This window comes from Fischerella sp. PCC 9605, from assembly GCF_000517105.1.
Classification (GTDB): Bacteria; Cyanobacteriota; Cyanobacteriia; order Cyanobacteriales; family Nostocaceae; genus PCC9605.
Genome location: NZ_KI912149.1, coordinates 579935 through 593818, shown reverse-complemented (window position 1 = coordinate 593818; position 13884 = coordinate 579935). Strand labels below are relative to the sequence as shown.

11 protein-coding genes are annotated in these 13884 nt (G+C 43.7%); 4 read left to right on the top strand and 7 right to left on the bottom strand.

Annotated elements, in window-relative coordinates; translation table 11 throughout:
- The first annotated feature begins 296 nt into the window (after positions 1–296).
- Both FIS9605_RS0117525 and FIS9605_RS0117520 read left to right on the top strand, forming a co-directional pair.
- Entirely contained in the window at positions 297–1256 is a 960-nt protein-coding gene (locus tag FIS9605_RS0117525; protein ID WP_026733766.1) for an orange carotenoid-binding protein, read from the top strand.
- Between the two features lie 127 nt (positions 1257–1383).
- Entirely contained in the window at positions 1384–1710 is a 327-nt protein-coding gene (locus FIS9605_RS0117520) for a hypothetical protein (RefSeq protein ID WP_026733765.1), read from the top strand.
- A 588-nt stretch (positions 1711–2298) separates the two neighbouring features.
- On the opposite strand, the gene hisG is transcribed toward FIS9605_RS0117520, so the two are convergent.
- Positions 2299–2943, bottom strand: a complete 645-nt coding sequence (hisG, locus tag FIS9605_RS0117515; protein WP_026733764.1) for an ATP phosphoribosyltransferase — start codon at positions 2941–2943, stop codon at positions 2299–2301.
- 67 nt (positions 2944–3010) lie between these two features.
- Here hisG and rppA point away from each other — a divergent pair, with 67 nt between their 5' ends.
- Positions 3011–3709, top strand: coding sequence for a two-component system response regulator RppA (rppA, locus tag FIS9605_RS0117510; protein ID WP_026733763.1), 699 nt, complete (start codon positions 3011–3013; stop codon positions 3707–3709).
- 47 nt (positions 3710–3756) lie between these two features.
- Here rppA and FIS9605_RS44110 read toward each other — a convergent pair whose 3' ends face one another.
- From FIS9605_RS44110 to FIS9605_RS0117490, 6 genes are all read right to left on the bottom strand, one after another.
- A complete protein-coding gene (locus FIS9605_RS44110) occupies positions 3757–3939 on the bottom strand; it encodes a hypothetical protein (protein WP_197036072.1) in 183 nt (60 codons plus the stop codon).
- Between the two features lie 160 nt (positions 3940–4099).
- On the bottom strand, positions 4100–4282 hold the full coding sequence (locus tag FIS9605_RS42770) for a hypothetical protein (protein ID WP_155960450.1): 183 nt from the start codon (positions 4280–4282) through the stop codon (positions 4100–4102).
- 131 nt (positions 4283–4413) lie between these two features.
- The gene (locus FIS9605_RS0117505; RefSeq protein WP_026733762.1) at positions 4414–6855 is read right to left on the bottom strand and encodes a TolC family protein; all 2442 of its coding nucleotides are present in this window, start codon (positions 6853–6855) and stop codon (positions 4414–4416) included.
- A 66-nt stretch (positions 6856–6921) separates the two neighbouring features.
- The gene (gene kaiC, locus FIS9605_RS0117500) at positions 6922–8490 is read right to left on the bottom strand and encodes a circadian clock protein KaiC (protein WP_026733761.1); all 1569 of its coding nucleotides are present in this window, start codon (positions 8488–8490) and stop codon (positions 6922–6924) included.
- A gap of 87 nt (positions 8491–8577) precedes the next feature.
- A complete protein-coding gene (gene kaiB / locus FIS9605_RS0117495) occupies positions 8578–8895 on the bottom strand; it encodes a circadian clock protein KaiB (protein ID WP_026733760.1) in 318 nt (105 codons plus the stop codon).
- Between the two features lie 257 nt (positions 8896–9152).
- On the bottom strand, positions 9153–9458 hold the full coding sequence (locus FIS9605_RS0117490) for a circadian clock protein KaiA (RefSeq protein WP_026733759.1): 306 nt from the start codon (positions 9456–9458) through the stop codon (positions 9153–9155).
- Between the two features lie 1017 nt (positions 9459–10475).
- On the opposite strand from FIS9605_RS0117490, the gene FIS9605_RS0117480 reads away from it, so the two are divergent.
- Positions 10476–13838 (top strand): ATP-binding response regulator, encoded by a 3363-nt coding sequence (locus FIS9605_RS0117480; protein WP_026733757.1) that lies wholly within the window; start codon positions 10476–10478, stop codon positions 13836–13838.
- The last annotated feature ends 46 nt before the right edge of the window (positions 13839–13884 follow it).

Sequence of the window (13884 nt, the reverse complement as noted above, 5' to 3'; positions counted from 1 at the left end):
TGGTTGGTAAGAAATACGCTGATATTAACCACCAAGACACTAAGGCACAAAGATTTAGGTATTTATTCATTCAATCAATCACAGGAATTAACACGGAGCGATCGCACAATTACACAGCTATATATTTGATCCTGACTGCCATTAGACGAAGAGATCTTTTTGAAAGGCATGTAAATTTTTATTAATTATTTATAACTTTCATGATATTTTAATATTCGAGAGGCGATGTTATATCGCCCAAATGCTCTGAATTCTATCTTTTAGCCAGTTGCAAATCTAGTAAGGTTAGGTATAATATGCCATTTACTATTGACTCAGCCCGTAGTATTTTCCCTAATACTTTATCGGCTGATGCAGTACCAGCCACGATCGCTAGATTCAATCAGCTCAGTGCCGAAGACCAACTAGCATGGACTTGGTTCGCTTATCTTGAAATGGGTAAGACAATTACAGTTGCTGCTCCAGGGGCTGCTAGTATGCAGTTTGCAGAAGCAACCTTGAATCAAATTCGGCAAATGACTTTCTCTGAGCAAACGCAGGTTATGTGTGACCTGGCAAACCACGCTGATACACCGATTTGCCGTACCTACGCTACTTGGTCTCCAAATATCAAGCTAGGGTTCTGGTATCAGCTTGGGCAATGGATGGATCAAGGTATTGTAGCTCCGATTCCAGCGGGTTATCAGCTTTCTGCCAATGCTTCAGCGGTACTGCAAGCAGTTAGAGAACTGGATCAAGGTCAACAAATTACGGTCTTACGCAATGCCGTAGTGGATATGGGGTTTGATCCGAGCAAACTGGGCGACTATACCAAAGTTGCTGAACCTGTTGTTGCCCCCAAACAGACGTCACAGCGCACTCAAGTCACTATCGAAGGCATTACCAATCCAACGGTGCTGAGCTACATGGACAATTTGAACGCCAATGACTTTGAGGCACTAATTGAACTATTCACCCCTGACGGTGCCCTGCAACCTCCTTTCCAAAGACCGATCGTTGGGAAAGATGCCATCCTTCGGTTTTTTAAGGAAGAATGCCAAAACCTTAAGTTAATTCCGGAACGCGGGATTTCTGAACCGGTAGAAGATGGTTACACCCAGGTGAAAGTCACTGGCAAAGTGCAAACTCCTTGGTTTGGTGCTGCTGTGGGAATGAATATGGCTTGGCGGTTCTTGCTCAATCCTCAGAACAAAATTTTCTTTGTGGCAATTGATTTGCTGGCATCTCCCAAAGAACTTTTAAATCTGGTTCGTTAGAGAAATGCTCAGTGTAAGTACACCGTGAATGATTGTGTGAGCGCTCTGCGATCAAGGGCGCTCCCTTATTCTGAGCAAATGGCGTAAGCCCATAAAATAAGTGACCGCGTAGATTGTAGGGTTAATGATGCAAGTGAGTGACATTGAATGGTCTAAGACAGAGAAAAAGGTAGCTCAAGAAGCCTTCGAGAAAGCCTATGAGCGAGAAATCAATGCTTTGATCGAGGAAGTTCGCTCAAAAGCAAGTACGATTGCAGAGCTTGATGATATGTGGCGGTTACACGATTTCTTAAGTGCAAGGAGACACGAGATAGATGGCAAGTACGACTACAGATATTCAGTTCTCATCTTTGTCTTTGCTAGATTGGTCAAAGAGGGTTGGCTACATCTCGATGAATTAGAGGGATTGAACACAGATAAGCTGACTAAGGTAGCGGCTCTTACACGCATGTGAAAGGTTAATGGACACAGCCTAACAACCTCGTTGCAGCGAAATTACAAAGGTTACTTGCAACCGCTAAACGGTAACTTTAGCCCTCTGAGGTGCTTGTTAAGGCTGTTTTGAGCAGGTGTCGGTACAAGTTCAGTTTTACCAACAGTTATGATGCGAGAGTTCTTAGAAATGTACGGACAAGCCATTAATCTGAAGTGTAAGCAGTATGATAAAAGCTGAGTTGGAGCGATCGCGCCATAACAACCATAAAGCACCTTACGCTTGTTCATGTTTTGCGATCGCTCTTGTACTGTCTGCCAACTTAGAAACGGTAGATGGGTAAACTATCTGAAACGCATCTGAACAAGCAACTATATATCATTGGCAGGCTTTGTAGCTTTGTTAAAGTACGAGTGGTACAAATAAGATTTTGCTTAGTACAACATTTTATAAATTCGTAGCGAATACAATTCTGAAATACTCTGCGAGCCTCTGCGTTTAAAAACGCTACGATTTTAGACAAAGCTGTACTTAGTGTCTTTGTGTCTTGGTGGTTCACAACAAACTCATATTAACCACTAAGACACCAAGGCACAAAGGGATACAGTGTTATACCTCCGCCAATGTCGCTTGGCGCAATTTGTCAATCAAATCGCTGAGATTATCTGTATTCAGGCGATAACTCAAAGGATGGGCAATCAACCGCGCCGTACTTTCATACAGCACCGCAATTTCCATCAAACCATTTTCGCGCAGTGTCCGCCCTGTAGAAACCAAATCTACAATTGCCTCAGACATGCCTGTAATTGGCCCTAATTCCACAGAACCATATAGTGGCACGATTTCCACGGGTAAATCCAGACTGTGGAAATATTCACGTGCACAGTTTACATATTTAGAAGCAACTCTACCATGTGCGGGTAAATCTAAGGGCGATCGGTAAGAACTTGATTGCTTTACCGCTACCGACATCCGACAATAGCCAAACCTTAAATCAACCAAATGTGCTACTTGCGGCTTTTTTTCCCGCAGCACATCGTAACCAACAATACCCAGTTGTGCCTGACCATACTCTACGTAAACCGGCACATCTTGCGCTCTTACTAATAGTCCTTTCGCTTTTCCATTGGTATCAGTAATTTGCAGTTGCCGATTACCTGAGTCTAAAAAAGCACTAAAATCAAACCCTACAGTTTGTAGAAGTTTGATGCTATGTTTGAGAAGTTCACCTTTTGGCAGTGCAACAGTAAGCATAAATAGCGTCAGCGGTCAGCATGATAATAATACAGGAAAGCTGATAGCTAAAAACTGATGGCTGATCATGCGAATTTTGGTAGTTGATGATGAAATTGAACTGACTGACCCCTTGAGTCGGGTGTTAACTCGGGAGGGATACAGTGTTGATGCTGCTTATGATGGTACAAGTGGTAGCCAGTTGGCACAAACAGGCAATTATGACTTATTGATTTTAGATTGGATGCTTCCTGGAAAAACGGGACTGGAGATTTGTCAGGAATTGCGCCGTCAAGGCGTTACGACGCCAGTACTGTTTCTCACTGCCAAAGATACTCTCGATGACCGAGTCGAAGGTTTAGATGCTGGTGCGGATGACTATTTAATCAAACCCTTTGAATTGCGGGAGTTATTGGCAAGAGTCCGGGCTTTGTTGCGACGTTTTGGTCGAGAGACGCCTGGTACACCCACAGGTCGCTTGACGGTAGCGGATCTAGAACTCGACCCAGAAAACCAAGTAGCATATCGACAAGGAAGGATAATTGAACTATCTGAAAAAGAGAGCCAGCTGCTGCAATACTTAATGGAAAACACTGGCAAGCTGCTGACTCACGCTCAGATTATGCAACATTTATGGCAAGATGACGAACAACCTAGTAGTAATGTCATTGCTGCTTTGATGCGTTTGCTGCGACGCAAAATAGAGTTAACTGGTGAAACACCTCTAATTCATAGCGTCTATGGTAAAGGATACCGCTTTGGCACTTCTTCAGCAGATTCTATTTAGAGATGATTTATAAAGTAAACCTTAAATTGTAGCGACTGTCTTGAAAGTCAAGCGATCGTTAACAAAAAACCGGGACTGGGAACATTGACGCAACTGGGGAACACTGCGCCCTTATTCGGCGGTGCCTGGTACGGGCAGGAAGACTTGTGGGTGGTAGTCTCGATTGTAGCAGCCCGCACGCCCGCACTCCACTTCGCCGCCGAATCTTCCCCAGTTGCTGTATTTCTCATGTAGGCAAAAGAGCATCAAAAATTTATCCTAGTCATGCGATCGCATGACTGGGGATGCGGTGCCATCCCCGAGAGGGTTAGTATAAAAGTCAGTGTAATTAAGCGTTAACAATCGGTTTTGTGTTGTCACAAATGCGCTAAGGCAAATTATCTCGAACCATTACATTTGAGAGCGCAACTTGTTTGTATGGGAAAAGTGGGTGATTGTGAACGCCATAGCCGAGATTTTGAGCTTAAGTGTTGTTGCGGCGATCGCCGTTGAAAATCGAACAACATCAAGAGTAAGCGCCAAGACAAACTGAGTGGCAAGCATTTTTCTTACCACTTCTGTGTCAATACTCAACACTTCCAACCGCAGGGGTTGCAAAACTTATATAGTCAGCTTTTTAGTTTTTTAGTGCGTAGTTATTTTTGCCGCACTGCACTAGTTATTGAAACCCTCCTCTGCTCAATCAATTACCCAAATAATACGGGCTAACTACCAGCTCGGCCTAATCCTCTGGCGGTGACAGACCGTTGTAGGGTAGCTAAAGCGCGGTTGTAATCCAAAATTGCTTGGACGCTATTGCCTTCTGCTCTTGTCAGATCGTTTTCGGCAGCGATGACATCTGTTTGAGTGCCGACACCTGCCTGGAATCGCAAACGCGCTAGACGTAAAGCTTCTCTGGCTTGTTCTAATGCAATATTGGCAGTTTGCACCTGATCCAAGCTAGTTCTCAATTGAGCATAGGCTTGTTCTACCTGAAAGCGGATTTGATTGCGCGTGTCACTAAATTGAGTTTCAGCAATCTTGATATTAGCTGTTTGTTGATCTGCCCTCGCTCTTGCCGATCCTCCATCGAATAAATTCAGGCTAGCTTGCACTCCCAAAGAATATCCGTCTGTAACACTAAATTGATCGTCGAACTGATCTAACAGGTTGTAGTTAGCAACTAAACTCACTTGTGGTCCTTTCTCTGCTAACGCCAGACGCCGTCTCTGCTGGCTAATGTTACGTTCTGCTAACCGCTGTTGCAGTTCCGGACGGTTTTGATAGGCTAGCACGATCGTCTCTTCCAGGGTCGGATTCCAAAGACCCGCCAATCTCACAGGGTCTGCTGCACTGACACTGAGAGACCCTGGTATATTCAACGTAGTCGCTAACCGACTGCGGGCAGTTACTTGCTGAGACACAGCTTGACTCAAATCTTGTTGAGCGTTTGCTAAAGTTACCTGTGCTCGCAGCACATCAAACTGCGTACCCACACCAGCCCTTTCTAGGGCTTGTGCATCTCGCAAAGTGACTTCGGCATTCCTGACAGCAGACTCAGCAATGCGTACATTTTCATCTGCTTGTTGCAGATCGTAATAGTTCTGAGCAACATTGAGGCGAATTTCCTCAGACCGACGCAGAACATCTAATTCTTGGAAACGTTCCTGTTGTTCAGCAGCGCCAATGTTGGCTGAGCGTCTCCCAGAAGTATAAAGGTTATAAACCAGTTGTGCTGTACCTGTGAAGGCCGTAGTGGCTTCATCTGAGGGTGACTCGCGAAGTTCTTCTGGCAGACCCCGTTGTGCTCGCTCTAACCGTTCAGCTTGTAGCTGACTAGAAGCAGATTGCTGACGATTAATCTGAGCGTTTAAATCAAGAGTAGGAAACAAAGCAGCTTGAGCTTCCCGCACAGCAGCCCGAGCGCGTTCTAGTTCTAATAAAGCTACCCGCAGATCCGTATTATTACGCTGTGCTAGCTCTACAGCCTGTTCTAGAGTAATCGGTTGTATTCCCTTCTGCCTGACTTCCTCTGGTCTTGTAGGAAATCGCAAGGGATTGGGGTTGGGGTTGAGGTAATTAGGCGCAGGTGTAACTGGTGATTTTGGAGTTGGAGAAACAACCGGCACTCTGGGACTGGGAACACCAGGCACTACTTGATTAGGAGCACCAGGCGTGGTTGGAGTTGTGGGAGTTGTTGGCGCTGTTGGTGTAGGAGTAACAGGCATGGTTGGAGTTGTGGGAGTTGTTGGCGCTGTCGGTGTAGGGGAAGGTGCTTGCGCTAACAGATCCGTGGGATTTTGTTGTAGGCACGCAGGTGAGTCAAAGCTTACTGTCATGTACTGCGAGCAATTTTGCACTTCTAGCAGCTTTGCCGCTCCTGAACCTTTGGCGATATTTTGTAAAGATGGTGAGAATTTTGTGTCAAGATTTGACTTGACTACAACTGGCATTTCAAAAGCAGAATCGGGCAAAGGCTGTTCTGGAATGGAGATTACTTTTGCTGTGGAGGTAGCAGTAGGAATAACTCTATTTTTTAATAGAGTTTTTAATCGCTGGCGGGCGATCGCACTACTCATCCTGTCTTCTGATTTGCTCGAAGGAACAACAGAAGGGGAATTTGTTGAGTCGACCCGGGTACTGAGATCGCGCCTCCTCTGTTTGGCATTGGCTGGTGCAGGCTCTTCCCGACTTTTTTCTGGTACAGTTACTTGATTGGCAGCTGTAAATACAGCACCACCTGAAGTGGCAATTTGCTGTGTTTCTGGCTGTAAATCTGCACTGTAGACGCCGAACGAGTTGAAGCCAACCGCCTCTAATTGCTGGGTTTGATGGGCAGTTGGTGTCAAGCTGAAATTCGCTCCCTCATCTTTCCCAGAAATTTTTCCTATTGGTACACCCACTGCTTGGGTGATTATCGCCCCAGTGTTTTTACTCTTCAACTGCTGCTTGTTGCCGTTCGTCCCATCCGCTGGGGCGATCGCACTTGCAAAACTCTTGCCGTCAGCAGCATATTGGATTTTTGTGTTTTCACCTACAAAACTTCCACTATGGGTAGCACCAGAAAAACTGGGAGAGACTACCTGCTGCGCCCAAGCGGGTTGAGTGGTTAATACTGCTGCTGTGACACTGGGCAAGAAACTATGTAATATGATCTGTCCTTTCACCGCATCCCCTCACACAAAAATTAAGCGGCTTCAAACCGTTTTTTCACCACAGAATATAACACGATGCTAACTAGAAGAATCGGAACTGTCTTTGTCTTGAAAACTCTGGACAATTCGCGATAATTCCGCCTTTTCATCGATACTAACGCGAGTTGGCGCTCCGCTGACAATTCTTTCGTAATTACGGAAAGAATCTTTAATTTCTGGCCCGTCAGCTGTAATGTTGTATTCGCGAATACCCTTATCATGCCAAGAGCCGCGCATTTTAAATACATTAATTGCCCGTGACATTTCTCCACGAATTTCTACATACTGCAACATCAAAATTGTGTCAGTAATTGTGGAAATATGAGAGTCAGTGATTGAATGCGACCCCATAAATTGATCGGTTGTATTCGTGAAAAAACCTGTAATTTCTTCTTGTTTAGCGTAACCAGTGACACCAATCACAAATTGCCGAAATGCATTATTACTCACACCCCGCGCTAAGGCTGAGAGCGAATCTATGGCGATCCGAGATGGCTTAAATTCAGCAATTTCTGATTTGATGATTTGCAGATGGTCTTCTAAACCAGTAGATTCAGGATAGGTACAAATTATTTTCAGCAATCCTTGACGTTCTAATTCCTCAAAATTAATTCCCCAAGAGTAAGCGTTCCGTGACAATTGGGCACGTGATTCTTCATAGGCAAATAGTATTGCTCTTTCGCCGTTGTTACAGCCATTTTGCAGAAATTTGCTTACTAATAATGTTTTACCTGTACCTGTAGCTCCTGTTGCCAAAATAATCGAATCTTTAAAGAAGCCACCGCCACACATATCATCTAAGGTTTTCACTCCAGAAGACACTCGTACATTGGAAGACCTTTGAGTTAACCGCATTGCCCCTAGTGGGAAAATGTTTACCCCTTCATTAGTAATTGTGAAAGGATATTCGCCTTTCATATGTGTCGTACCGCGCAATTTGAGAATTTCAATGGTGCGGCGGCGGCGTTCTCCTTCTAAGACGTTGCGGACTATTACTACATTATCGGAGACAAATTCTTCTACCCCAAAACAGGCAACTGGCCCGTATTCTTCTGTACGTTCTGTAGTGATGATGGTGGTGACGTTGAGTTGTTTGAGTCGCGCTACCAAGCGAAAAATTTCTCGCCGCACTACTCCTATCGCTTCATATTGTTGAAATACTGCTGTGATTGAGTCAATACTAACTCTTCTGGCTTTATATTTGCGAATCGCATATTGCAAGCGCTCAATTAGTGCCGAAAGGTCGAAGTTACCAACAATATCTTGTCCTTCTGGATCTGGAGATGCATCCAGAATAAATAACTTTCCTTCGCTAATTAAGCGTTGCAAATCCCAGCCAAAAATACAGGCATTTTTGATGATATCATTGGGGGATTCTTCAAAGGTGACAAATACACCTGGTTCTTCAAAATAGCTAATACCATTGTAAAGAAACTGGAGAGAAAATAAAGTTTTGCCAGTTCCAGAGGTACCGCTGACCAGGGTAGTTCTACCTACAGGTAATCCGCCATGACTAATATCGTCAAACCCTTCTATCATCGTACGAATTTTTTCTACACCCCCAAGTAAGGGTGCGTTGTTTTTCTCTGGTTGGTCTTTTTCTCTCATTGCTGTTTTATACTTCACAAATGGGAATTTAACCCAGTTATTATATTAATTAAACTTTAAATCCTAACTTTTTCTGTGTGTTATGGTCTACTCTTGAAGTTGCTCCTCCTCAATCAGTTCTTCATATAGCAGATCTAAACCAATCAGTACTCTTTCTCTATCTGATAAGTCACCAATAATTTTACGAACGGGTGGAGGCAGTATTTTAGATAATGTCGGTGTGGCTAATATTTTATCTTCCTCTGCTAGTTGCGGATTTTTTAGTACGTCTATGACTTTCAATGCATAAATTCCTTTAAATTCTTGTTCTAAGATGTTCTTAAGTGTTTTTAATGCTCTGACAGAGTTAGGGGTGTTCCCTGCTACGTACAGCTTGAGAACATAAGTCTTTCTTACTTGATTCATAGAGCGACAAGTTTCAGGTGAAGATGAAACAACAAAATGTAGTTGATATTTGTGGCAATGTAGGGCAGGGTTAACATCAAAACAATTGAAATAGGTTTGACAGTGCTAGTACATCATGGCTAAAATAAATCTAACTTATAAAATAAATAAACCTAACTTATAAAAAAGACGAAGAGTTTAGTTTTTGGTGTTTGGGTCTTCTAATTTCTTGTATTTCCTGCACGAAAACAACATTTGCTTACTTCTATAACATCACCCTATTTAGGAAGCGATCGCCTATACAATTCACATAAGTGAGCTAAAATATCGATCAACGTCAGGCGGTAATCTAGCAATGCTTCGTCGCTACGTCCTTCTAATTTTAGCTGTTTGGAAAACTCATCAATTAGTTCCATGTGAATTTCTATAATTTGCGGCACAGGAATATTAGCACAAAATACTGCATTGATAAATTTATCAATTTTCTCTTGCAGTGTTTTGTCTGTGGTAAAGTAATTTATAAGAATTTTGCGGTACTCTGATTTTAGTTCCTGTAAAAATGCCTGTTGCTCGGCTGTTGTCATTTGCTGAAATTTTCGCTGCTGGCATCCAAACTATATGTAAATTCGGATTGTTTCTGTTTTCTTGTTTGTTGCAACCACTTCAGTAAAAAGTTAATTTTGACCTTCAGTAAAGGAAGGATTTTTTTATTGGTATTAGTGGCAAATGTCAAGTGAATTGCGTCATTTATCCACACTAGAACATTTGGCGCGATCGATTGCTTTGTTGACACCATCAAGATTTTTCTAGTATCTAGACCTCCTTAACAATCTTGACTAAGAGTAGTGAATTTAGCAGATTTTGGTAATATAGCAAACCATTTCCCAGTTCACGTAGTTGTGGAGTAACTTTATGAAGTTATCTGTAGGTTGCCCTGGGTTTTAACAAATTGTACAGTCTTATTAACAACTGTTACAAATTTACTTGAGAATAAGTACTTAGTGGTTTTTTGAGGAGGAGAAAATGCAGAGGAAGAATGTGTTGTAAATGCTCGTCAATGGGACTTTTAGAACTAGAGTGAAGATTTGCTGACACAGATTTTACTTTCTGGGCTGTGTCTTTGAATCTCTGAGTGACAACTTTATATCTACCGAAATATAGATTTTTCTAGTTTACTCCTTGATAAGATACTTAAACGAAGTTAAACGATTGTCGCATTCTAAATCATTATAATTCCTAAAGGTTCTAGAGCGAATCTTTGGAGCCATAATTGTCTTAGCTGTCGCTATCGAAGTAGAGTTTTAACACCAAATACTGGTGACATAAGCTCTCGGTGTGGGTGGTGGCTGATCGCTGTTATAAACTGCCTTATCCAAAAGGTGGCTTCCGGTCGGGTAGGGTGGTTAGCCTCGAACTTTCAAGCAGCACAACCAAATGCTGTCACTGGAACGAACTCTTAAAGAGTAAAGCTCCTTGTGTTCAAGGCGTTGCAGTTGTCACAGGTGAGGATATAGCTGGAAGCGTGTAAATCATCACTAGATTGGTAGCTTGGTGATGCTGGATGCTTCTACATGAAGAATAACCCCCAAAATCTTATGTCAATGCTCAAGTACCCGCTTTATGAATTTATCACCACCGTACCCAGCTGCCTGGAAACATCTACTGTGAAGATCGTGCTGGAAATTTTCGAGCAAGAGCAGTGCGATCGCCTGGTAGTGTTGAATGAGCAACAAAGTCCCGTTGGGGTACTTTATTCTGCTCGTTTGCTACCACAAGTTTTAGCAGCAAATCAAGCAGGTAACGCTAAAGCTAGAGCTTTGAATTTGCAGAACTTGGTTGAACCAATACAAACTGTACCAGCTGCTTGGGGTGTGGAAGAATTTGGTTGGTTTTTGCGATCGCAAAAAAACCAAAATAATAATAACCGAGATTGGGCACTAATTGACTCTGACGGAAAATTTTTCGGGCTTGTAGATAGTTCGCGCCTGTTGCAATTTTGGGCGAACCAGAGAGGGGAAATTCAAACTGATGAAAGCAAGCACTCCCCCATCCTCCGGGAAGTCGATGATGCTTCCAAACCAGCTGCTTGGGTGGCTTCCCCCAAGGTAAAATCCCGCCGCCGCAAAGTACCTATGGCTCCAAAGTCAACAAAAGAGGGAATAGCGGAAAATCCATCTCTATTGCAACATCAGCCATTGATCCAGTTGTTGGAAAGGCTGCCTTGGCCTTTAATGTTGCAAACTGGTACAGGCGAGATAGTAACGCAAAATCCAGCTTGGTGGCAGCAATTAGGAATATTAAAAGATCCAGAAGGAATCAGACAACAAGTAGAAGCAATACTTACTCCCGCAATTGTCACAAATCCTGCATACGCTACTACCAAAGCAGTTGGCAATCCCACCAAGAATGACTATCACTACCAAGCGCAGTCTACATCTATCAAACTTTTGGCTGATGTCAACAACCTGCCGGAGTCTCCACAATTATCTTCTGGTAAAAACCGCTGCTTTTTAGATAGCCAACAGGGTACTTGCACCTGCGTTGTCGAAGTGCAAAATGGTCAAGAGCGAGTTTGGCAATTTGCCAAAATTCCTCTAGATAGTCCCGATTTGCAAATCGAAAGTCCCCAGCCAGACACAGCAATTCATCCGGATTTGTGGCTGATGTTAGCTACAGATGTCACCGAACAGCAACAACTGTGCAAAGAATTAGCGGCGAAAAATGCCGATTTAATCCAATTGAATCGGTTAAAAGATGAGTTTTTAGCGTGTATTAGCCACGAATTAAAAACTCCCCTGACAGCAGTTTTGGGGTTATCGCGATTGCTCGTAGATAAGCAGTTAGGAGAACTCAATGAGCGTCAAGCCCGTTATGCTGGACTAATTCATCAAAGCGGACGCCATCTCATGAGTGTGGTGAATGATATTTTGGATTTGACCCGCATGGAAACGGGACAAATGGAGTTGATGCCAGCAAGTGTGAAAATTCGTGCAGTTTGCGATCGCGCTGTCGGTGAAGCAAAAGCTATCCACGCTCAAAGTCGCAGAACCACAATTTCTCACCAACCGCACGCAACATCAGACGAACACCAATTCAGTCTCACAATTGAACCAGGTTTAGAGGAAATTGTTGCAGATGAATTTCGCCTGCGCCAGATGCTAGTACACCTACTTTCCAATGCCTTTAAGTTCACCGAAACAGGTGGTGAAATTGGGCTGCGAGTCAATCGCTGGGAAGGTTGGATTGCGTTTACAGTTTGGGATACAGGCATTGGTATTCCTGAGCATCAACAGCATTTAATCTTTCAAAAATTTCAACAGTTGGAAAATCCCCTTACCCGCCAGTTTGAGGGTACAGGACTGGGATTGGTGTTAACAAGGGCACTCGCTCGTCTCCACGGTGGCGACGTTACCTTTTTATCTCGGGAAGGCAAAGGCAGCCAGTTTACTTTATTGTTACCGCCAAGTCCTCCCCAGAAAATCGGAGAGGGAGAAGGGGGGAAAGCCAGAGGGAGAGAAAATAGCCAATCTTCGCTTACCTCCCCTCCTAGGATTAAAACCCCAGGCTATCTCCCACGCTCAGACGCGCCATGGCGCGTCTCTACATCCTCCCCCACTCCCTCCATCCCTCCTCCTCAAAATCACCTTAACAGCTTAGTATTGGTTGTGGAGGGGGTAGCCCGGTATATTGAAGATTTGACCGAACAGCTTACAGGTTTGGGTTATCGGGTGGTGATTGCGCGATCGGGATGCGAAGCAGTAGAAAAAGCCCGACGCTTGCAACCGCAAGCGATATTCCTCAATCCTTTACTACCCCTGCTTTCGGGCTGGGATGTACTAACCTTGCTCAAATCAGATGCTACCACACGCCAAATTCCCGTGATTGTGACAGCAACAGGAGCCGAAAAAGAGCAAGCATTTGCCAACCGCGCTGATGGTTTCTTGAGTTTGCCTGTGGAACATCAGTTTTTAGCACCGCTGTTAGAAAGTTTGTGTGCCATACCGCAGGGAAAGCAGCAGGAAGCGGAACGCGAAGCTTCTCCTATTCATACCCCACTGCGAATTCTCAGATTGGTTAATCCTGAGGGGGACTGCCTGGTAGATTTCCACCCATTGCTACAACAGCACCGGGTTATAGAAGTGGATGATATAGAACAGGCAGAATTGTTGGCTAGGGTTTGGCAGTTCGATGTAGTCTTGCTGGATGCAGAAATGCCAGCATCAGGGACTTACTTACAAAAACTCAGCAAGCATCCTCGTTTAGCAACTCTACCACTCGTTACCTGTGATGTGGCAACTACGCAGACAGCTTCCCAAATAGCAGGATTGTCTGTGTTTCCTTGCTTAATGAATTCACACGCAGACAACAGTAACGACAAGAAAATAGACGCCCTATTGTCAGTACTGCAAATAGCAGCAGGCATTTGCTGTCCTCCTAGCATCTTGGTTGTAGATTTGGCAATATTGCCAGATTTACCAGAAGCAAAGCGTCAGCACATGCAGGGCGATCGCTCACAAGAAAACTTTGCATTGGCAAATTTGAGTCTCAAGGAAAATGCCTCTTTTTCTACCCAAGACTTAAAACCTCTGACTATCTCCCGCGGTTCTGAGTGGTTCCAAGCTTTAATTCAGTATCTGCAAACTGCTGGACTTAAAGCTACGATGAGCCGATCTTGGGCAGAAATGCTACAACAACTTCGTCACGAAAGTGTTGATTTGTTGCTCATTTGCTTGGGAGAATCCAATATTACAAAAGAAGTATATTCAGCACTGCAAACACTAGGGCAGTTACCTGTAAAATTACCACCTGTTTTAATACTCGACCAGCGATTAAATCCTCATATTTCTGAAGAAAATCTATTAGAAAATGCCGCAGGTGCAATTACTAGCGAAATTTTACCCAGATCAATATCAATGGAAGATTTGTTAATCCATATTAATCAAGCTTTGGCTGCTAACACTTGATGGGATTTAGAACTATAGCTTGGTAATTGGTTTTTCCCATTACCGA